The sequence below is a fragment of the Modestobacter sp. SYSU DS0290 genome (assembly GCF_054050955.1).
This window is the reverse complement of record NZ_JBJHAI010000006.1, coordinates 63,608-84,147: the sequence shown is the minus strand read 5'-3', so window position 1 is coordinate 84,147 and position 20,540 is coordinate 63,608. Positions and strand designations below refer to the sequence as shown.

The 20,540-nt window shown below is 73.8% G+C and carries 19 protein-coding genes; 15 read left to right on the top strand and 4 right to left on the bottom strand.

What is annotated here, in order from left to right:
* The 8 genes from ruvB to ACI795_RS07690 all read left to right on the top strand — a co-directional run bounded on the left by ruvB (window position 1) and on the right by ACI795_RS07690 (window position 10,286).
* Window positions 1-1,152: a Holliday junction branch migration DNA helicase RuvB gene (gene ruvB, locus ACI795_RS07725; protein ID WP_457074884.1), complete on the top strand. Its 1,152-nt coding sequence runs from the start codon at window positions 1-3 to the stop codon at window positions 1,150-1,152.
* Window positions 1,153-1,312: 160 nt separating this feature from the next.
* Window positions 1,313-1,651 (top strand): preprotein translocase subunit YajC, encoded by a 339-nt coding sequence (yajC, locus tag ACI795_RS07720; protein WP_457074883.1) that lies wholly within the window; start codon window positions 1,313-1,315, stop codon window positions 1,649-1,651.
* Window positions 1,652-1,663: 12 nt separating this feature from the next.
* Window positions 1,664-3,199, top strand: a complete 1,536-nt coding sequence (secD, locus tag ACI795_RS07715; RefSeq protein ID WP_457074882.1) for a protein translocase subunit SecD — start codon at window positions 1,664-1,666, stop codon at window positions 3,197-3,199.
* Window positions 3,196-4,614 carry a protein translocase subunit SecF gene (secF, locus tag ACI795_RS07710; RefSeq protein ID WP_457074880.1) on the top strand — a complete coding sequence of 473 codons (1,419 nt, stop codon included), beginning with the start codon at window positions 3,196-3,198 and terminating at the stop codon, window positions 4,612-4,614. Before secD ends, secF begins: the two co-directional genes overlap by 4 nt.
* A complete protein-coding gene (locus tag ACI795_RS07705) occupies window positions 4,611-5,237 on the top strand; it encodes an adenine phosphoribosyltransferase (protein ID WP_457074879.1) in 627 nt (208 codons plus the stop codon). The genes secF and ACI795_RS07705 overlap by 4 nt, the downstream gene beginning before the upstream one ends.
* Window positions 5,238-5,267: 30 nt before the next feature.
* Window positions 5,268-7,337 carry an NAD(+) synthase gene (locus tag ACI795_RS07700; protein ID WP_457074877.1) on the top strand — a complete coding sequence of 690 codons (2,070 nt, stop codon included), beginning with the start codon at window positions 5,268-5,270 and terminating at the stop codon, window positions 7,335-7,337.
* 137 nt (window positions 7,338-7,474) lie between these two features.
* Window positions 7,475-9,874 (top strand): RelA/SpoT family protein, encoded by a 2,400-nt coding sequence (locus ACI795_RS07695; protein WP_457074875.1) that lies wholly within the window; start codon window positions 7,475-7,477, stop codon window positions 9,872-9,874.
* 142 nt (window positions 9,875-10,016) lie between these two features.
* Window positions 10,017-10,286 carry a hypothetical protein gene (locus ACI795_RS07690; protein ID WP_457074873.1) on the top strand — a complete coding sequence of 90 codons (270 nt, stop codon included), beginning with the start codon at window positions 10,017-10,019 and terminating at the stop codon, window positions 10,284-10,286.
* Window positions 10,287-10,305: 19 nt separating this feature from the next.
* Here ACI795_RS07690 and ACI795_RS07685 read toward each other — a convergent pair whose 3' ends face one another.
* Window positions 10,306-10,476, bottom strand: coding sequence for a hypothetical protein (locus tag ACI795_RS07685; RefSeq protein ID WP_457074871.1), 171 nt, complete (start codon window positions 10,474-10,476; stop codon window positions 10,306-10,308).
* 90 nt (window positions 10,477-10,566) lie between these two features.
* A complete protein-coding gene (locus ACI795_RS07680; protein WP_457074869.1) occupies window positions 10,567-11,373 on the bottom strand; it encodes a peptidylprolyl isomerase in 807 nt (268 codons plus the stop codon).
* Between the two features lie 146 nt (window positions 11,374-11,519).
* Between ACI795_RS07680 and ACI795_RS07675 the strand changes: the two genes are divergently transcribed.
* Genes ACI795_RS07675 through aspS form a run of 4 tightly spaced genes read left to right on the top strand, consistent with a single transcriptional unit; the run spans window position 11,520 to window position 16,293 of the window.
* The gene (locus tag ACI795_RS07675; RefSeq protein WP_457074868.1) at window positions 11,520-12,203 is read left to right on the top strand and encodes an MBL fold metallo-hydrolase; all 684 of its coding nucleotides are present in this window, start codon (window positions 11,520-11,522) and stop codon (window positions 12,201-12,203) included.
* Window positions 12,203-13,468, top strand: coding sequence for a histidine--tRNA ligase (hisS, locus tag ACI795_RS07670; RefSeq protein WP_457074866.1), 1,266 nt, complete (start codon window positions 12,203-12,205; stop codon window positions 13,466-13,468). Before ACI795_RS07675 ends, hisS begins: the two co-directional genes overlap by 1 nt.
* Window positions 13,465-14,472, top strand: a complete 1,008-nt coding sequence (locus ACI795_RS07665) for an aldo/keto reductase (RefSeq protein WP_457074864.1) — start codon at window positions 13,465-13,467, stop codon at window positions 14,470-14,472. Before hisS ends, ACI795_RS07665 begins: the two co-directional genes overlap by 4 nt.
* Before the next feature lie 39 nt (window positions 14,473-14,511).
* Entirely contained in the window at window positions 14,512-16,293 is a 1,782-nt protein-coding gene (gene aspS, locus ACI795_RS07660; RefSeq protein WP_457074862.1) for an aspartate--tRNA ligase, read from the top strand.
* A 99-nt stretch (window positions 16,294-16,392) separates the two neighbouring features.
* On the opposite strand, the gene ACI795_RS07655 is transcribed toward aspS, so the two are convergent.
* Entirely contained in the window at window positions 16,393-17,262 is an 870-nt protein-coding gene (locus tag ACI795_RS07655) for a hypothetical protein (RefSeq protein ID WP_457074860.1), read from the bottom strand.
* Between the two features lie 232 nt (window positions 17,263-17,494).
* Window positions 17,495-18,358, bottom strand: coding sequence for an aldo/keto reductase (locus ACI795_RS07650; protein WP_457074857.1), 864 nt, complete (start codon window positions 18,356-18,358; stop codon window positions 17,495-17,497).
* A 34-nt stretch (window positions 18,359-18,392) separates the two neighbouring features.
* Here ACI795_RS07650 and ACI795_RS07645 point away from each other — a divergent pair, with 34 nt between their 5' ends.
* From ACI795_RS07645 to ACI795_RS07635, 3 genes are all read left to right on the top strand, one after another.
* On the top strand, window positions 18,393-19,730 hold the full coding sequence (locus tag ACI795_RS07645) for a replication-associated recombination protein A (RefSeq protein WP_457074855.1): 1,338 nt from the start codon (window positions 18,393-18,395) through the stop codon (window positions 19,728-19,730).
* A gap of 81 nt (window positions 19,731-19,811) precedes the next feature.
* Complete coding sequence (locus ACI795_RS07640) at window positions 19,812-20,237, top strand: DUF948 domain-containing protein (protein ID WP_457074854.1); 426 nt, start codon at window positions 19,812-19,814, stop codon at window positions 20,235-20,237.
* Window positions 20,237-20,524 (top strand): hypothetical protein, encoded by a 288-nt coding sequence (locus ACI795_RS07635; RefSeq protein WP_457074852.1) that lies wholly within the window; start codon window positions 20,237-20,239, stop codon window positions 20,522-20,524. Before ACI795_RS07640 ends, ACI795_RS07635 begins: the two co-directional genes overlap by 1 nt.
* Window positions 20,525-20,540 lie beyond the last annotated feature (16 nt).

Below are 20,540 nucleotides of genomic sequence, written 5' to 3'. Positions count from 1 at the left end.
ATGGGCTCCCCGTTCGACCGGTCGCTGACCGGCGAGGCCGCCGAGGGGTACGGCCGGGACTTCTCCGTGGAGTCCGCATCGGTGTCAGGGCCGCTGTCGGGTGGCGCCGGTGACGAGGAGCGGGTCGTCGAGACGGCGCTGCGCCCGCATTCGCTGGCCGACTTCATCGGCCAGCCGAAGGTGGCCCGCCAGCTCGACCTGGTCCTCGAGGGCGCCAGGCGCCGGGGCCGGCCGCCGGACCACGTGCTGCTCTCCGGCCCGCCCGGACTGGGCAAGACCAGCCTCGCGCTGATCATCGGCTCCGAGCTGGGCACGGCGGTGAAGATCACCAGCGGTCCGGCGATCGAGCGCTCGGGCGACCTGGCCGCGATGCTGTCCAACCTCGGCGCCGGCGACGTGCTGTTCATCGACGAGATCCACCGCATCGCGCGCCCGGCGGAGGAACTGCTGTACATGGCGATGGAGGACTTCCGGGTCGACGTCGTCGTCGGCAAGGGACCGGGGGCGACCGCCATCCCGCTGGAGATCAACCCGTTCACGCTGGTCGGCGCCACCACCCGGGCCGGCCTGCTCACCGGCCCGCTGCGTGACCGGTTCGGCTTCGTCGGGCAGATGGAGTTCTACGAGCCCACCGAGCTGCAGCGGGTGCTGGCCCGCAGCGCCGACCTGCTCGGGGTCGAGCTCACCGACGACGGGTCGGCGGAGATCGCCGGCCGGTCACGGGGCACCCCGCGGATCGCCAACCGGCTGCTGCGCCGGGTCCGGGACTTCGCCGAGGTGCGCGCCGACGGCCGGATCACCCGGGACGTCGCCCGTGCCGCGCTGGCCCTCTACGACGTCGACGAGCTGGGCCTGGACCGGCTGGACCGGGCGGTGCTCGACGCGCTGGTGACCAAGTTCGGCGGCGGACCGGTCGGGGTGGCCACGCTCGCCGTCGCCGTGGGGGAGGAGCCGCACACCGTCGAGGAGGTCTGCGAGCCGTTCCTGGTGCGCGCCGGGCTGCTCGCCCGCACGCCACGCGGCCGGGTCGCCACCGAGGCGGCCTTCTCCCACCTGGGGCACCCGCTGCCTCGTGGGGGACTTGCGCTCACTGGGGGCAGCGGTGAACCGCTGTCGGACGGGGCGTCGTCACAGACCCTCTTCGACGCCTAGACTCCACGGCGCTGGCGCGCAACCCGGCCCTGCCGGGCCGACGTTCCTCGCCCCGGGACCACTCCCTGCGGATGAGGGTGCCCCGGCGCCGATGTACCCGAGCGGCCCACCCGGGCCGCACCGACCGCGCGACCTGCCGCGGTAGAGAGGCTCACCAGTCGTGGAACAGCTCTTCCCGTTCGTCCTGCTCGCCCTGGCGTTCGTCCTGCTCATCGTGCTGCCGGCCCGGCAGCGCAAGAAGATGCAGGCCAACGCCCAGGCCCTGCAGGAGTCGCTGACGGTCGGCACGCCGGTCATGCTGACCAGCGGCATCCACGGCACGGTGGCCGGCCTCGGGGAGGGCACCGTCGACCTCGAGATCGCCCCCGGTGTCGTCGTGACCGTGGCCCGCCCGGCGGTGATGGAGGTCCGCACGCCGGCCGCCCCGGCCGACGGCGCCCCGAACAGCTCCGGCGGGACGGTCGACGGCGACGGCGACCCCACCGACCGCACCCGCTGACCCGGGCCTCCCATGGCTGCCCGCCAGCTCTCTGCGCGCCGCTACTTCGCGGCCTTCCTGCTGATCGTCGCGGGGTTGTACGCACTCGTCTTCCTCACCGGTGACCAGCGCACCCCCCAGCTCGGCCTGGACCTCCAGGGCGGGACCACCGTCACCCTCACCGCGCGCACGCCGGGCGGTGAGGCCCCGGCCCGCGAGGACCTCGAGCTCGCCCGGCGGATCATCGAACAGCGCGTCAACGGCCTGGGCGTGGCCGAGGCCGAGGTGGTCACCGAGGGCGACAGCAACATCGTCATCTCGGTGCCCGGTGAGGACGGCGAGCGCGCCCGCGAGCTGGGCACCACCGCGCAGCTGCGCTTCCGCCCGGTCCTGCAGGGCGAGCCGGTGACCCCGCCCGCCGAGGACGCCGCGCCGACCGAGGAGCCGGCCGAGGACCCGGCTGCCGAGGAGAGCGGGTCCCCGGTCACCCAGGAGCAGGCGGCCGCCGAGTTCGCCACCCTGACCTGCGAGGACCAGACCGCCGACGTCGACCAGCCCGGGGACTTCATCGCGGCCTGCAGCGACGACGGCACGGTCAAGTACCTGCTGGGCCCGTCGGTGCTCGAGGGCACCGACGTCACCGACGCCTCCACCGGCACCCGCGCCGGTACCGGCGAGTGGATCGTCGACCTGTCGCTGAACAACTCCGGCGCCGACGCGTGGGCCACCTTCACCACCGCCAACGTCGGCAACAGCGTCGCGATCACCCTGGACGGCCGGGTGGTCTCCGCCCCGACGATCAACAGCGCCATCGTCGGTGGCCGCACCGAGATCACCGGCAACTTCACCCAGGCCGAGGCGACCGAGCTCGCCAACCAGCTGAAGTACGGGGCCCTGCCGCTGACCTTCGAGCAGGCGACCGCGCAGACGATCACGACGGAGCTGGGGGAGGAGCAGCTGCGCGCCGGGCTCATCGCCGGCGCCATCGGCGTCGCGCTGGTGTTCGTGTACGCGCTGGTCTACTACCGCCTGCTCGGGCTGGTGATGATCGCCAGCCTGGTGCTCTCGGCGGTCGTGGTCTACGGCAGCCTGGTGCTGCTCAGCCGCGAGTTGGGGCTGGCGCTCAGCCTGGCCGGCATCGCCGGGTTCATCGTCTCGATCGGCATCACCGCCGACTCGTTCGTCGTCTACTTCGAACGGCTCAAGGACGAGATCCGCGAGGGGCGCTCGCTGCGCAGCGCCGTCCCCCGGGCCTGGGTGCGTGCCCGGCGGACGATCCTCTCCGCCGACGCGGTGAGCTTCCTGGCCGCGGCGATCCTCTACTGGCTGGCCATCGGTGACGTGAAGGGCTTCGCCTTCACCCTCGGGCTGTCGACCGTGCTCGACCTCATCGTGGTCTTCCTCTTCACCCACCCGCTGATGGCGGTGCTGAGCCGGGTCAGGTCCTTCGGGTCCAACCGCTTCTCCGGCCTCGGCCGGGTCGACCGCGGACACCGGACCGCACCACCGGCGGCGCGCGCGCCCGAGCTGGTCGGCGCCGGCAGCAGCACGAACGGGAGCGCGCGATGACCACCCCACGGGACGACGCCGACCAGACGCCGGACACGGCCCCGGTGCCGGCCGGATCCGCCGCCGACGAGTCCGTCGACGAGGCCGCCGTGCCCGCCCAGGCCGCCGAGGACAGCGTCGGTGACCAGGCGCTCGCCGACGCCGGCCTGCCCGCGGAGGGTGGCGCCGCGGCGCGCCCGCAGCGGGCGTCGCTGGCGCACCGGCTCTACAACGGCGAGGTCGGCCTGGCCGTCGTCGCCAAGCGCCGGTTCTGGTTCCGGGTCACCGCCGTCGTCGTGCTGCTGTGCGCGCTGGCGATGGTCGTCCGCGGCTTCAACTTCAGCATCGAGTTCGCCGGCGGCAACAGCCTGCGGGTGCCGGCCACCAGCGAGCAGCTCGCCGACGTCCGCGAGGCCGCCGAGGGAGCCGGGGCCGAGGTGGCCAGCGCCCAGGTGGTCGGCGGCGACTCCGTGCTGCTGCGCACCAGCGAGCTGGACAACGACACCGAGAGCGCCGTCGTCGACGCCGTGGCCGAGGCCGCCGGTGTCGACCGGTCCGAGGTCAGCCCGCAGTCGGTGAGCGCGGACTGGGGCGGCGACGTCACCAACCAGGCGCTGATCGCCCTGGCGGTCTTCCTGGTCGCCGTCGTCGCGTTCCTCGCGATCCGGTTCCAGCCGAAGATGGCCGTCGCGGCGATCGTCGCGCTGCTGCACGACATCATCGTCACCGCGGGCGTCTACGCGCTGGTCGGCTTCGAGGTCTCGCCGTCGACGGTGATCGGGCTGCTCACCATCCTCGGCTTCTCCCTCTACGACACCGTCGTCGTCTTCGACAAGGTCGACGAGAACGTCAAGGACCTGACCAAGAGCAGCCGGTCGACCTTCACCGAGGCGTCGGACCTGGCGGTCAACCAGACCCTGATGCGCTCGATCAACACCTCGGTCATCGCGCTGCTGCCGGTGGCCGGGCTGCTGTTCGTCGGCGCCGGGCTGCTGGGCGCGGGCACCCTCAAGGACCTCGCGCTGGTGCTGTTCGTCGGCCTGGCGGCCGGGACGTACAGCTCCATCTTCCTGGCCACCCCGGTGCTCGCCGAGCTCAAGGAACGGGAGCCCGAGCAGCAGGCACTGCGCAAGCGCGTGCTCGCCCGCCGGGCCGCCGAGGCCCGCAGCGGCGGGCACCAGGCCGCCGGGCCGGTGGCCAGCGCCCGCCGTGGCGGGTCGACCCGGCGGTCGGCGGTGGCCACCGCCGAGCGGCCAGGGTCCGACCGCGCGGGGACGCTGCCGGAGCGGCCGGCGGCCGACGTGCAGGTCGAGTCGCCGTCGTCGGTGCAGGCTGCCTCGCCGCAGCCGGGGGCCGGCCGGGGCGGCACGAGCACCCCGCGTCCGGGGCAGCGACCGGCCCGTGGGCAGCGGCCGGCGGGCAAGAAGCGCCGGTGAGCGCCGAACCCGCCGCGGCGGCCCCCGCAGCCGGCACGCCGCTGCCGATCGACGAGCTGGTCGCGTCGATCGCGGTCACCATCCCGGACTTCCCCGAGCCCGGGGTGCTGTTCCGGGACCTGACCCCGGTGTTCGCCGACGCCGGCGCCTTCCGCCGCGTCGTCGACGCGCTGGCCGAGCCGGCCGGTGTCGACCCGCGGGTGGCGGCGCTGGGCCGGGGTGACGGGCGCCCGGACGGCGCCCCGGACCCGGGCTTCGACGTGGTCGCCGGGGTCGAGGCGCGCGGCTTCCTGCTCGCCGCGGCGGTGGCCGTGCGCACCGGCACCGGGGTCGTGCCGATCCGCAAGGCGGGCAAGCTGCCCCGCGAGCGGGTGTCGGCCGACTACGCGCTGGAGTACGGCACCGCGACCTTGGAGCTGCACACCGATTCGATCCGCCCGGGCCAGCGGGTGCTGCTGGTGGACGACGTCCTCGCCACCGGCGGCACGCTGGGGGCGGCGGTCGCCCTGCTCGAGCAGCTCGGCGGCGTGGTCACCGCGGTCTCGGTGGTGATCGAGCTGGGTGCCCTCGGCGGGCGGCAGCGCGTCGCGCCGCACCCGGTGCACTCCCTCTGGACGACCTGAGCCACCGGCGCCGGATGACATGATCGGCGCGTGAGCCCAGCAGCTGAGGAGACCGCGACCCGGTTCCGCTCCGTCTACCGGCACGGCTTCGCGCGGGTGGCGGCGGTCACCCTGCCGGTGACGATCGCCGACCCGGCGGCCAACGCCGCCGCCGTGCTGGCGCAGGCCCGGGAGTGCTCGGCCGAGGGCGTCGCCGTCGCGGTGTTCCCGGAGCTGTTCCTGTCCGGCTACTCGATCGAGGACCTGCTGCTGCAGGACCCGCTGCTGGACGCGGTGGAGGCGGCCGTCGCCGACGTCGTCGCCGGATCGGCCGAGCTGACCCCGGTGCTGGTGGTCGGGGCTCCGCTGCGTCACCGCAACCGGGTCTACAACACCGCCGTCGTCGTCCACCGTGGCCGGGTGCTGGGCGTGGTGCCGAAGTCCTACCTCCCCACCTACCGGGAGTTCTACGAGGGCCGCCAGCTCGCCTCCGGGGTCGACGCCGCCGGTGAGGTGCACACGGTCGCCGGGCAGCCGGTGCCCTTCGGCCCGGACCTGCTGTTCGACGCCGTCGACGTGCCGGGCCTGGTGCTCGCGGTGGAGATCTGCGAGGACATGTGGGTCCCGGTCCAGCCCAGCGCCGAGGCGGCCCTGGCCGGGGCCACCGTGCTGGCCAACCTCTCCGGCAGCCCGATCACCGTCGGGCGGGCCGACCAGCGGGCCACCCTCGCGCAGGCGACGTCCATCCGCTGCCTGGCCGCCTACGTGTACGCGGCCGCCGGGCAGGGCGAGTCGACCACCGACCTGTCCTGGGACGGGCAGACCATGGTCTGGGAGAACGGCGTCCTGCTCGCCGAGTCCGACCGCTTCCCCGACGGGCCGCGCCGGTCGGTCGCCGACGTCGACCTGGACGTGCTGCGCGCCGAGCGGGCCCGGATGGGCACCTTCGACGACAACCGGCGGGCGCTGGCCGGACGGCTGCACCACCGGCGGGTGGAGTTCCGGCTCCAGCCCCCGACGGGCGACCTGGGCCTGCGCCGCCGGCTGGACCGCTTCCCGTTCGTGCCGGCCGACCCCGAGCGGCTGGCCCAGGACTGCTACGAGGCCTACAACATCCAGGTCGTCGGCCTGGAGCGGCGGCTGGCGTCGATCGGCTGGCCGAAGGTGGTCATCGGCGTCTCCGGCGGGCTCGACTCGACCCACGCGCTGATCGTCGCCGCCCAGGCGATGGACCGGGCCGGCCGCCCGCGCAGCGACGTCCTGGCGTTCACCATGCCCGGCTTCGCGACCGGGGAGGAGAGCAAGGCCAACGCCGTCGCCCTCGCCCGGGCGCTGGGGGTGACGTTCGAGGAGATCGACATCCGCCCGGCGGCCACCCGGCTGCTGACCGACATGGGCCACCCCGCCGGCCGCGGCGAGCCGGTCTACGACGTGACCTTCGAGAACGTCCAGGCCGGCCTGCGCACCGACTACCTGTTCCGGCTGGCCAACCAGCGCGGCGGGATCGTGCTGGGCACCGGCGACCTCTCGGAGATCGCGCTGGGCTGGTCGACCTACGGCGTCGGTGACCAGATGTCGCACTACAACGTCAACGGCGGGGTGCCCAAGACGCTCATCCAGCACCTGATCCGCTGGGTGGTCTCCTCCCGCCAGTTCGACGAGCCGGTGCTGCGCACGCTGGAGCGGATCCTCGCCGCGGAGATCAGCCCGGAGCTGGTCCCGGCCGGCGCGGGCGAGCCGGTGCAGAGCACCGAGGCGAAGGTGGGGCCCTACGCCCTGCAGGACTTCACCCTCTTCCACGTGCTGCGCTACGGCATGCGGCCCTCGAAGATCGCCTTCCTCGCGCTGCACGCCTGGGCCGACGCCGAGGTGGGGGAGTGGCCGGCCGGGTTCCCGGACGACCGGCGGGTGTCCTACCAGCTGGGTGAGATCCGGCACTGGCTGGAGGTGTTCTGCCAGCGGTTCTTCGCCTTCAGCCAGTTCAAGCGCTCGGCGATGCCGAACGGCCCCAAGGTCTCGGCCGGGGGCTCGCTCTCACCGCGGGGTGACTGGCGCGCGCCGTCGGACGCGACGGCCCGGGTGTGGCTGGCCGAGCTGCAGCGCGACGTCCCGGAGGGCTGACCGACCTGGTCCCGGAGGGCTGACCGACCTGGTCCCGGCGGGCTGACCCACCCGCCCGGGGGGCACGACCGGCCGACCCGCCCGGGGCGCGGCTAGCATGGGATGGGTCCCATCCTCCTCGACAGGCAGGAGCTCTCGTGGCCGGTGACGTCGCCGCACCGCGGACGTCCGACGCGCCCGCCGTCGAGGTCGAGCCGCCCCGCGCGGCCCTGCCCGAGCGGCCGGCCGTCCGCCGCCCCGACGACGTCACGCCCGAGCCCGGCGGCGACGCCGAGGCGGTGCCCCGCCGGCGGGTCCGCGACCGGCTGGCCCGCCGCATCGTCGCCGGCCAGCGCTCCACCGGGATCCGCCCGGTGCTCGAGCCGCTGGCCGTGCTGCACCGGCAGAGCCACCCGAAGGCCGACCTGCTGCTGCTGCAGCGGGCCTACGACGTCGCCGAGGAGGCGCACGCTCCGCAGAAGCGCAAGAGCGGCGATCCCTACATCACCCATCCGCTGGCGGTCGCCACCGTGCTGGCCGGGCTGGGGATGGACACCACCACGCTGGTGGCCGCACTGCTGCACGACACCGTGGAGGACACCGGCGTCACGCTGGAGACCATCCGCGCCGACTTCGGCCCCGAGGTCGCCCACCTGGTCGACGGCGTCACCAAGATCGACCGGGTCAAGCTGGGCGACGCGGCGCAGGCCGAGACGATCCGCAAGATGATCGTGGCGATGTCCCGCGACCCGCGGGTGCTGGTCATCAAGCTCGCCGACCGGCTGCACAACATGCGCACGCTGCGCTTCCTCCCGCCGGAGAAGCAGGAGAAGAAGGCGCGCGAGACGCTGGAGATCCTCGCCCCGCTGGCCCACCGGCTGGGCATGAACACCATCAAGTGGGAGCTCGAGGACCTCGCGTTCGCCACGCTCTACCCCAAGCGGTACGACGAGATCGTCCGGCTGGTCGCCGAACGGGCGCCGTCCCGGGACACCTTCATCGCGGAGGTGACCAGCCAGGTCACCGAGCAGCTCAAGGCCTCGAAGATCGAGGCCACCGTCACCGGTCGGCCCAAGCACTACTACTCGATCTACCAGAAGATGATCGTCCGCGGGCGGGACTTCACCGACATCTGGGACCTGGTCGGGATCCGCATCCTGGTCGAGTCGGTGCGCGACGTCTACGCGGCCCTGGGCATCATGCACGCGCACTGGCAGCCGGTGCCCGGCCGGTTCAAGGACTTCGTGGCGATGCCGAAGTTCAACATGTACCAGTCGCTGCACACCACGGTGATCGGCCCGCAGGGCAAACCGGTCGAGCTGCAGATCCGCACCCACGAGATGCACCGCACCGCGGAGTACGGCATCGCGGCGCACTGGAAGTACAAGGACAAGCTGCGCAGCGGCGGCATCCAGGCCGGCCCCGCACCGGGTACCGCCGGCGACGACATGCTGTGGCTGCGCCAGCTGCTGGACTGGCAGCGGGAGGCGCAGGAGCCCGGCGAGTTCCTGGAGACCCTGCGGTACGACCTGGGCCCGCAGGAGGTCTTCGTCTTCACGCCCAAGGGCGACGTCATCAGCCTGCCCGGCGAGGCCACCCCGGTCGACTTCGCCTACGCGGTGCACACCGAGGTCGGGCACCGCTGCATCGGTGCGCGGGTCAACGGCAACCTGGTCTCCCTGGACAGCAAGCTGTCCAACGGCGACGTCGTCGAGGTGTTCACCTCGCGCTCGCCGACCGCCGGCCCCTCCAAGGACTGGCTGGCGTTCGTCGGCTCGTCCCGGGCGCGCACGAAGATCCGGCAGTGGTTCACCAAGGAGCGCCGCGAGGACGCCGTCGAGGCAGGCAAGGACGCGCTGACCAAGGCGATGCGCAAGGCAGGCCTGCCGCTGCAGCGGCTGCTGGGCGGGGAGGCGCTGGCCACCCTCGCCGCGGACCTGCACTTCAGCGACGTCAGCGCGCTGTACGCGGCGGTGGGGGAGAACCAGGTCTCCGCGGCGTCGATCGTGGAGAAGCTGCTCACCGCGCTGGGCGGCTCCGAGGGCGCCACCGAGGACATCGCCGAGACCGCGATCCCCACCAAGCGCACCGTGGCGCGCACGGCCAGCGGCGACCCGGGCATCGTCGTGCACGGCATGACCGACGTGTGGGCCAAGCTCGCCAAGTGCTGCACCCCGGTACCGGGCGACGACATACTCGGCTTCGTCACCCGCGGCGGCGGCGTGAGCGTGCACCGCACCGACTGCACCAACGCCGGGGACCTGCGGAGCAAGCCCGAGCGGCTGGTGGAGGTCGACTGGGCCTCCCAGCCCGGCGCGGTCTTCCTGGTGGCCATCCAGGTCGAGGCGCTGGACCGGCACCGGCTGCTCTCCGACGTCACCCGGGCGCTGGCCGACGAGCGGGTCAACATCCTCTCCGCGTCGGTGCAGACCAGCCGCGACCGGGTGGCGATCAGCCGGTTCACCTTCGAGCTGGCCGACCCCGCGCACCTCGGCGCGGTGCTGCAGACGGTGCGCAACGTCGACGGCGTCTTCGACGTCGAGCGCGTCACCGCGTGATGAAGGACCCCCTCTCCCCCCGCCGCTCGCACGCTCGCGGCGGGCCCCTGAGAGGGGGCCCGACGGCGGGAGCAGCGCAGGGAGCGCCGGCGACCGAGGAGCGGACCGCGGCGCGGAGTCGCGCCATCGGCGAGGCGTAGGGGTGGACGTCCGCGGCGTCGACCCACGGGACGTGCGCTGGGAGATCGACCAGCCGCGGTACCGCGTGTACTTCTGGTGGGGCACTCCCGGCGACGAGGGGCGGCCACCGGGGTCGGCGGCCGACGAGTACGAGATCTCCGGGGCGGACGTCCCTGCGGTGTTGGACTGGGCGGCGAACCGCCGCGGTGAGCTGGCGGCCGACCGGTTCGAGGTCTTCGCGGTGGTCGACCACGTGGGCGACCGTGGCCTGGTCCGGCTGACCACCGGCTGACCACCGGCTGAGCGGTCGGTCAGGGGTGGCGGTCCGGCCGCCCGGGTCCGCGGTCGGGGAGCAGCAGCACGACGGCGGCGGCGGTGCTCAGCAGCAGAGGCAGCCCCGGGCGCTCCCACGACGCCAGCTGGACCACCGCGGCCCACACCAGGCAGACCACCGCCACGTCCCGGGCCACGTGCTGCCTCACGCCCGGACGGTATCGGCGCGGCCGGCCCCGGACGCAGCACGGCCCGGTCCCTCGCGGAGGGACCGGGCCGTGGTGCGTCGTACCGGACGGCTACTGCTGGACGGTCATCGCCTCGATGGTGACCGGCTGGGCCGGGGCGCCGTCCTGCGCGCCGTCGACGATGCCGGCGGCCGCGATGGTGTCCAGCACCTGCAGCCCGGCCTCGTCGATCGTGCCGAAGACGGTGTAGTTCGGCGGCAGGGTGCTGTCGGCGTAGACCAGGAAGAACTGGCTGCCGTCGAAGCCGGAGCCGTTGTTGGCCATGGCCAGCGTCCCCCGGGGGTAGGTCTCGTCACCGGTGACCTGGGTCGGGAACTCGTAGCTCGGCCCGCCGGTGCCGGTGGCGCTGGGGTCGCCGCACTGCAGCACGCTCAGCGTCTCCGAGGCGGTCTCCCGGTGGCAGGTGGTGCCGTCGTAGAAGCCCTGCTGGGCCAGGTACACCATGCTGGCCGCGGCACAGGGGGCGCTCTCCTGGTCCAGGGCGAGCGGGATCGCCCCGACGTTCGTCGTCATCGTCACCGCGACCGTGCCGGTGGTCGGCACCTCGGCCGGCGGGGTGCCGACGTCGGTGGTCGTCTCGCCGCGGGTGGCCTCGGTGAAGTCGCAGGTGCCGTCGCTGCCGTCGACGACGGCGGCACCGGTGCTGTTGTCGCTCGCCCCGCCCGCGGTGTTCGCCGTGTCGTCCTCGCCGGTGATCCCGGTGATGATGAAGACGGCGGCCACCACGGCCAGCACGGCGATGACCGTGACCCCGATGAGCACGTTGCGGCGGCGCTTGCGGGCCAGCTGCTCACGGCGCTCCAGCTGACGCTGCAGGTGTCGCTGGGCGGCCTGACGGCGCTGCTTGTTGGTCGGCACTCTTCTCGGGCTCCTCGGCGTGCGGCGTGCTCGGGGACGGCGGTGGTCACGTGCCCCGGCGGTGTCGGATGCGCAGTGTAGGTGGCCTGGCTGCCCGTTCCCTGGCAGCGCGGCTGGAGGTGATCACAGCCGCGTAACCTGCACGGGTGCTCATCCGCTCGTTCCCCGCCGGTGCGTTCGGCACGAACTGCTACGCCGTCGCCCCCGGGGCCGGGCAGGAGTGCGTCGTCGTCGACCCGGGGATGGACGCCGTCGAACCGCTGGCGCGGATGCTGGCCGACGACGGCCTCAAGCCGGTGGCCGTCGTGCTCACCCACGGCCATCTCGACCACACGTTCTCGGTGCTGCCGGTCTGCGAGGGCTACGACATCCCCGCCTACCTGCACCCCGAGGACACCGGCATGTTGTCGGACCCGGCCCGCTGGCACGGCCCCCAGCTCGCCCCGCTGATCACCGGCGTGCGCCTCCCGGACCCCGCCGACGTCCTGCCGCTGGCCGACGGGGCGACGATCTCGCTGGCCGGCGTCGACCTCACGGTGCGGCACGCGCCGGGCCACACCCGGGGCTCGGTGGTCTTCTCCCTCGACCTCGGTGACGCTCCCGGCCTGCTCGCCGGTGACGTCCTCTTCGCCGGCTCGGTCGGCCGGGTCGACCTGCCCGGCGGGTCGTGGGAGGACATGCTCGGCTCGCTGCGCGACGTCGTCCTGCCGCTGGACGACGAGACGGTCGTGCTGCCCGGGCACGGACCGGCGACGACGATCGGGCGCGAGCGCGCCACCAACCCGTATCTCGCCGAGGCCGCCTCGGCACCGAAGGGACGAGGACTCTGATGACCGAGCCCATGCGGGCTCCCAAGGGGACGTTCGACACGCTGCCGCCGGCCTCGGCGCAGTTCCTCGCGGTGCGCGACACGCTGACCGCGCCGCTGCGCCGGGCCGGCTACGGCTACATCGAGACGCCGACGTTCGAGGACACCGCGGTCTTCTCCCGCGGGGTGGGGGAGTCCACCGACGTCGTCTCCAAGGAGATGTACACCTTCACCGACCGCGGCGGCCGGTCGCTGACGCTGCGCCCGGAGCTCACCGCCGGGCTGATGCGCTCGTTCATCGAGCACCGGCTGTACTCCGGCGCCCTGCCGGTGAAGCTGTGGGCCGTCGGCTCGGCGTTCCGCTACGAGCGGCCGCAGGCCGGCCGGTACCGGCACTTCACCCAGGTCGACTGCGAGGCCCTCGGGGTCGACGACCCGGCGCTGGACGCCGAGGTGGTCGCCCTGGCGGTGCAGGGCTTCCGCGACCTGGGCCTGCGCGACTTCGAGCTGCTGCTGACCTCGCTCGGTGATGCGACCTGCCGGCCGCAGTACCGCGAGCTGCTGGTGGCGTTCCTGGCGAAGCTGGACCTGGACGAGGAGACCCGGCGCCGCGCGGAGATCAACCCGCTGCGGGTGCTGGACGACAAGCGGCCCGAGGTGCAGGCCCAGCTGGCCGACGCCCCGCTGATGGTCGACCACCTCTCGGACACCACCAAGGCGCACTACGACGCCGTCCGGCAGCACCTGACCGACCTGGGCGTGACCTGGACCGAGGCGCCGCGGCTGGTCCGCGGGCTGGACTACTACACGAAGACCACCTTCGAGTTCGTGCACTCGGGTCTGGGCGCGCAGTCCGCGATCGGCGGCGGCGGGCGCTACGACGGGCTGTCCGCGGCGCTCGGCGGCCCGGACCTGTCGGGCATCGGCTACGCCGTCGGCGTCGACCGCACCCTGCTCGCGGTGCAGGCCGAGGGGCTGGACCTGGGCGCGAGCGCCGGGGTGCAGGCCTTCGTCGTCCCGCTGGGGGCGGAGGCCAAGCGCCTGGCCGTCCGGCTGGTCGGGCAGCTGCGCGAGGCCGGCGTCCCCGCCGACACCGTGTACGGCGACCGCGGGCTCAAGGGCGCGATGAAGGCCGCCGACCGCTCCGGCGCCACGCACGCCGTGGTGCTGGGGGAGCGGGACCTCGCCGACGGGGTGGCGCAGCTGAAGGACCTGCGCACCCAGGAGCAGGTCGCCGTCCCCCTGGGCGAGCTGTTCGAGCGCGTGCGTGCGACGGTTGGTGCGTGACTGTGACTTCCTCGACCCCGCTGGAGACCCGCCCGCTCGGCCGCACCGGTGCCGACGTGTCCGTCGTCGGGCTGGGCACCTGGCAGCTGGGCGGTGACTGGGGCGAGGTCACCGAGGCCGACGCCGCCGCCGTCCTGGACGCCGCGCTCGACGCCGGGGTGACCCTGCTGGACACCGCCGACGTCTACGGCGACGGCCGCTCCGAGCAGCGCATCCGCCAGGCGCTGGCCGCCCGTGGCGAGCGCCCGTTCGTCGCCACCAAGGCCGGCCGGCGCGCCGACCCGTTCACCGCCGAGGAGTACACCCCGGCGAACCTGCGCGCCTGGATCGACCGCTCGCGCACGAACCTCGGCGTCGACACCCTCGACCTGGTCCAGCTGCACTGCCCGCCGCCGACCGTCTACTCCGACGAGCGGGTCTACGACACCCTCGACGCGCTGGTCGAGGAGCAGGCGATCGCCGCCTACGGCGTCTCGGTGGAGACGGTGACGGAGGGCCTCACCGCGCTGCAGCACCCCGGCGTGCAGACGATCCAGGTCATCCTCAACATCTTCCGGCGCAAGCCGCTGGAGCAGCTGCTGCCCGCCGCGCAGCGCGCCCAGGTCGGCGTCCTCGCCCGGGTGCCGCTGGCCAGCGGCCTGCTCACCGGCAAGTACGACGAGTCGACCACGTTCGCCGCCGACGACCACCGCAACTACAACCGCAACGGCGAGGCCTTCGACGTCGGCGAGACCTTCGCCGGCGTGCCGTTCGACGTGGGCCTGGCCGCCGCGCGCGAGGTCGCCGAGATCGCCGGCCCGGACGTCTCCACCGCCGGCTTCGCGTTGCGCTGGGTGATCGACCAGCCCGGCGTCACGACCGTCATCCCCGGCGCCCGCAACGTCCAGCAGGCGCTGGACAACGTGGCCGCCGCCTCGCTCCCGTCGCTCACCGAGGGCCAGCTGGCCGACCTCGAGCGGGTGTACGACGAGCGGATCCGCGCCCACGTGCACGACCGCTGGTGAACACCTCCTCGCTCCGCACTCCCTGAGAAAGGCACTCCCTTGCTCCGCACCCACGACGCCGGGGCGCTGCGCGCCTCCGACGCCGGCTCCACGGTCACCCTCGCCGGCTGGGTCGCCCGCCGCCGCGACCACGGCGGGGTCGTCTTCCTCGACCTGCGGGACTCCTCGGGCTACGCCCAGGTCGTCGTCCGCGAGGAGGAGGCGCACGCCCTGCGCAACGAGTACTGCGTGCTCGTGACCGGGCAGGTGCAGCGCCGTCCCGCCGGGAACGAGAACGCCGAGCTCTCCACCGGGGAGATCGAGGTCGTCGCGTCGGAGCTGACCGTGCTCTCGGCCGCCGCGCCGCTGCCCTTCCCGATCGAGACCGCCCAGGCGGCCGGGGACGACGTCCGCTACAAGTACCGCTACCTCGACCTCCGTCGGCAGGGTCCGGCCTCCGCGCTGCGGCTGCGCAGCGAGGTGAACCGGATCGCCCGCGGGGTGATGGCCCAGCACGGGTTCACCGAGGTCGAGACCCCGTCGCTGACCCGCTCCACCCCCGAGGGCGCCCGCGACTTCGTCGTCCCGGTGCGGCTGCAGCCGGGCCACTGGTACGCGCTGCCGCAGTCGCCGCAGCTGTTCAAGCAGTTGCTGATGGTCGGCGGCCTGGAGCGCTACTACCAGATCGCCCGCTGCTTCCGGGACGAGGACTTCCGCGCCGACCGGCAGCCGGAGTTCACCCAGCTGGACTTCGAGATGAGCTTCGTCGACCGGGACGACGTCCTGGCCGTCGCCGAGCACGTCATCCGGGCGCTGTGGCGCGAGCTGGCCGCGTACGAGATCCCGGAGATCCCGCGGATGACCTACCGCGAGGCGATGGACCGGTTCGGCTCCGACAAGCCCGACCTGCGCTTCGGCGTCGAGCTCACCGAGCTGACCTCCTACTTCGCCGAGACGCCCTTCCGGGTCTTCCAAGCGCCCTACGTCGGCGCGATCGTGATGCCCGGCGGCGGGTCGCAGCCGCGGCGGGCCTTCGACGCCTGGCAGGACTGGGCGCGGTCGCGCGGCTACAAGGGCCTGGCCTACGTCACCGTGGCCGACGACGGCACGCTCGGCGGGCCGGTGGCCAAGAACATCTCCGAGGCCGAGCGGGCCGGGCTGGTCGAGGCCGTCGGCGCGGCGCCGGGCGACTGCGTCTTCTTCGCCGCCGGCCCCCGCCGGCAGGCCCAGGAGCTGCTCGGTGCGGCGCGCAACGAGGTCGCCAAGCGGCTGGAGCTGATCGAGCCCGGCTCGTGGTCGTTCCTGTTCGTCGTCGACTTCCCGATGTTCGAGCAGACCGAGGACGGCGACTGGACCTTCATGCACCACCCGTTCACCTCGCCCACCCCGGAGTGGCGGGAGCGCTTCGCCGAGGACAAGGGCGCGGCGCTGTCGGACGCCTACGACCTGGTCTGCAACGGCAACGAGCTGATGAGCGGGTCGGTCCGCATCCACGACGCCGAGCTGCAGGAGCGGGTGTTCCAGACCCTCGGCATGACGCTGGAGGAGGCCCGGGCCCAGTTCGGCTGGTTCCTGGAGGCCTTCGACTACGGCCCGCCGCCGCACGCGGGTGCCGCGATCGGCTGGGACCGGCTGACCGCGCTGCTGGCCGGGGTCGACTCCATCCGTGAGGTCATCGCCTTCCCGAAGACCGGCGCCGGCTACGACCCGCTGACCGGCGCGCCGACGCCGATCACCGCGGCGCAGCGGAAGGAGGCCGGCATCGACGTCGACCCCGACGCCGAGCCGGCCCCCGGCGAGCCTGGCGCCCCCGGCCCGACCGACCCGTCGAAGAAGGCCTGACCCCTCCTCGCTCGACGTGCCCCTGCCCGAGTGGGCAGTTGTGGTCGCCGACACGTGCGGACACGCCGCGTCGGACGACCACGACTGCTCACTCGGGGTTCACCACCTGGCGCCACGGCTGCGCAGCGCGCGGGCCACGCGGTCGACGACCGTCCACGGGCGTGCGAGGTGGACGTCGCCGAACCGCAACAGCAGCCAGCCGTCCGCGGCCATCAGCGTGTAGCGGTCGATGTCCGCGCGGAACTGGCGGAGTTCGGCGTGCTGGCGGCCTTCGTACTCGACGGCGACGCGCCAACGCCGGTAGCCGAGGTCCGCGTGCACCACCTCCCGCCCGCGTCGGTCCCACAGGGGGAGCTGCGGTTCCGGGTCGGGGACGTCGCCCTCGATCAGGTGCACGCGGAGGAGGCTCTCCGGTCGTGAGGCCGACTTCGGCGTGAGCCGCGGTGCCCAGGTCCTCGCGCGGGTCACGCCGCGCACCCCGTCCGCCCGCGCCAGCCGTTCCCGCAGCCTCGCGGCGTCGAGGTGTCCGGCTCGCCACAGGGCGTCACCGACGGCCACGAGCTCCGCAGTGGGCAGGTGCGCGGCCAGGTCCAGCCACGTCTGGGCCGCCGACGTCACCGGCAGGCCACCGATCAGCGCGCGGTCGGCTGGCAGCAGGTCACGGACGCGTGCGACGACGCGCGCCCGGCGGGGCCGGCGGGCACCCGGTGGGACCACGACGTGGAGCGGCCAGGTGTGCGGCACGGGTGCGCCGAGCAGCGCCGCTGCGGTGAGGTCGCCGAAGGCGGCAGGTGCGGGCAGCGCCGCCGACAGGGCCTCGCACGCCGAACGCACGGTCAGCGCTCGCGCCGCGGACACGTAGACGCCACGGCTGATGCGCCGCCCGTCGTCGCGGAGCTGGGCGCGGGTCAGGCCCGCGCGATCGGCGTCCGAGCGGGTGTACGTCGTCCTGAGCTCTCGGTCCGGCACTCCGGCACGTTCACCCGGGAACCCGGACTCCGACCGGCCGTGCCGGCATCTGTGGAGAGCGCCTGAGCCTGTGCACACAGCTGCCGGCCCGCCGCGTGAACACTCACGGCCGTTCAGCTCGACGTGTCCGACCGTGTCGGCGACCGCAACTGCTCACTCGGCAGGTCTGAACCTGAGCCTCGACCACTCCTTGAACGTTGCTGCCGCTGTAACGAACTGGCCCCCCCGGGGGTCAACCGGCGGAGTCGAGGCGGGCGAGCTGGTCGGGGGTCAGTCGCAGGTCGGCGGCCGCCGCGGAGTCGACGATCGACTCCGGCCGGGACGCGCCCGGGATGGGGACGACGACGTCGGCCTGGGCCAGGTGCCAGGCCAGGGTCACCTGGTACACGGAGACGCCGACCTCGTCGGCCACCGCGGCGAACGCGTCGGCGGTCGACCCCAGCGACTTCGCCGAGGACACCCCGCCGAACGGGCTCCACGGGATGAACGCCAGCCCGAGCTCGGCGCAGTGGGCGAGCTCGCCGGCCGAGGAGCGCCAGCCGGGGGAGAACTGGTTCTGCACGCTGACCAGCGCCGGGCCGACGACCTCCCGGGCGGTGTCGATCTGCGCGACGTCGGCGTTGGAGATCCCGGCCAGCCGCACCAGCCCGTCGTCCACCAGCGACCGCAGCGCGCCCATCGACTCCTCCCACGGCGTCGCGGGGTCGGGCCGGTGGAACTGGTAGAGCCCGATCGCGTCCACGCCCAGGCGGCGCAGCGAGGCCTCGCACGCCCGCCGCAGGTACTCGGGCCGGCCGTCCAGTTCCCAGTCGCTGCCGCGCCGGGTGTGCCCGCCCTTGGTCGCCACCAGGACGTCGCCGGTGCCCCCGCCGTAGGAGCGCAGGGCCCGGGCGACCAGCTCCTCGTTGTGCCCGAACTCGGCCTCGTCCCGGGCATAGGCGTCGGCGGTGTCGATGAGCGTCACGCCGGCGTCCAGCGCCGCGTGCACCACCGCCTCGGCGTCGGCGGACGAGGGCCGCTCGTCCTTGGTCGACAGGGGCATCGCCCCCAGGCCGATGGCGCTGACGGTGCGGTCGCCGATGCGTCGCTGCTCCATGGGACCGTCGTGCCCCGCGGGTAGCGTCGCAACCGTGAGTTCGCTGTTCGACCCCGCTCCGGACGAGGACGGCGGCGCGCCGGTCGACCCGGGTGCGCCGCTGGCGGTCCGCATGCGGCCCCGCTCGCTGGACGAGGTGGTCGGGCAGACCCACCTGCTCGGTGCCCGCGCGCCGCTGCGCCGCCTGGTGGAGGCCGACGAGCCGATGTCGCTGGTCCTGTACGGGCCGCCCGGCACCGGCAAGACCACGCTGGCGCACGTGATCAGCCTGGCCACCAAGCGCCAGTTCGTGCAGCTGTCCGCGCTGGACTCCGGGGTCAAGGAGGTCCGCGCGGTCATCAGCTCCGCCAAGCGCGAGCTCACGATGGCCGGCCGGCGCACGGTGCTGTTCATCGACGAGGTGCACCGGTTCTCCAAGACGCAGCAGGACTCCCTGCTCTCGGCGGTGGAGGACCGGATCGTGAGCCTGATCGCGGCCACCACGGAGAACCCGTTCTTCTCCGTGGTCAGCCCGCTGCTCTCGCGCAGCCTGGTGCTCGCGCTGCAGCCGCTGGGCGACGACGACGTCCGGACGCTGCTGCGCCGGGCGCTGACCAGCGAGCGCGGTCTGGACGGCGCGGTGACGCTGAGCGCAGAGGCCGAGGAGCACCTGGTCCGGATCGCCGGCGGCGACGGCCGCAAGGCGCTGACCGCGTTGGAGTCCGGGGCGGGTGCGGCGCTGGCTGCCGGCACCACCGAGATCGACCTGCCCACCCTGGAGACCGCGGTGGCGCAGGCCGCGGTCCGCTACGACCGCGCCGGCGACATGCACTACGACGTCGCCAGCGCACTGATCAAGTCGATCCGCGGGTCCGACGTCGACGCGGCGATGCACTACCTGGCCCGGATGGTGGAGGCGGGGGAGGACCCGCGCTTCATCGCCCGCCGGCTGGTGATCTCGGCGAGTGAGGACATCGGGATGGCCGACCCCACGGCGCTGCAGACCGCGGTCGCCGCGGCCGACGCCGTCGCCTTCATCGGGATGCCCGAGGGGCACTTCCCGCTCGCCCAGGCGGTCGCCCACCTGGCCACCGCGCCGAAGTCGAACGCGCTCACCGTGGCGATCGGGGAGTCCGTCGCCGACGTCCGGGCCGGGCTGGCCGGCCCGGTGCCGCCCGGGCTTCGCGACGCGCACTACGCCGGGGCGAAGAAGCTCGGCCACGGGAAGACCTACACCTACCCGCACGACCACCCCGACGGGGTCGTGCCGCAGCAGTACCCGCCCGACGCGCTGGTGGGCCGGGACTACTACCGGCCGACCGCCCGCGGGGTGGAGGCGCAGATCGGCGCCCGGCTGGCCAAGCTGCGGGCGATCGTCCGTCGGCGGGGCTGACCGTCGTCGGGCCCAGCTAGGGTTGCTCGACCGGTGGCCCGACCACCGCGCACGCCGAACACGACGAAGGGGACCCACCACGTGTCCGCAGGAGAGATCGCCGGGCTGATCGCAGCCATCGCGGTGGCGTTGCTGGTGCTCATCGTGGCCGTGCCGCTGATGAAGCTGGGGCGCACGCTCGACGAGACCACGCTGACCATCCGGCAGGTCCGGGAGCAGAGCCAGCCGATCCTCAGCCAGGCGTCGACGACGGTCACCCACGTCAACGCCAACCTCGAGCGGGTCGACGACATCACCGGCAACGCCGCCAACGTCTCGAGCAACGTCGCTGCGCTGACCAGCGTCTTCGCCGCCACCCTGGGCAGCCCGCTGATCAAGGTCGCCGCGTTCAGCTACGGCGTCCGCAGCGCCGCGCGCAAGAAGCGTGAGGGCCAGGCGCTCGCCGACGCCCAGCGCAGCGCCAAGGACGAGCGCCGGGCCCGCCGCGCCGCCCGGAAGGCCGCCTGATGCGCCGGCTGTTCTGGCTCACCATGGGCGTGACCATCGGCGTGCTCGTCGTCCGCAAGCTGTCCCAGACCGCGGAGAAGCTGACGCCGCAGTCGATGGCCGGCAACCTCGCCGACGGGCTGCGCGAGCTGGCCGACGCGATCGGTGACTTCGGCGCCGACGTCCGGGCCGCGATGACCGAGCGCGAGGAGGAGCTGCGCGCCGGCACCGGCCTGGACGCCCCGCTGCCCGACAGCTCCCAGGTCGAGCTGCCCACCCGCCGCGGCGCGCACGCCGCGGACAGCTGAGCCCCACCCTCCCCGC

Bases quoted from the DNA above. Each gene is read 5' to 3' on its own strand.
- ruvB (WP_457074884.1), top strand. From the start codon at position 1: ATGGGCTCCCCGTTCGACCGGTCGCTGACCGGCGAGGCCGCCGAGGGG.
- secD (WP_457074882.1), top strand. From the start codon at position 1,664: ATGGCTGCCCGCCAGCTCTCTGCGCGCCGCTACTTCGCGGCCTTCCTG.
- secF (WP_457074880.1), top strand. From the start codon at position 3,196: ATGACCACCCCACGGGACGACGCCGACCAGACGCCGGACACGGCCCCG.
- hisS (WP_457074866.1), top strand. From the start codon at position 12,203: ATGACCGAGCCCATGCGGGCTCCCAAGGGGACGTTCGACACGCTGCCG.
- ACI795_RS07650 (WP_457074857.1), bottom strand. From the start codon at position 18,358: ATGGAGCAGCGACGCATCGGCGACCGCACCGTCAGCGCCATCGGCCTG.
- ACI795_RS07635 (WP_457074852.1), top strand. From the start codon at position 20,237: ATGCGCCGGCTGTTCTGGCTCACCATGGGCGTGACCATCGGCGTGCTC.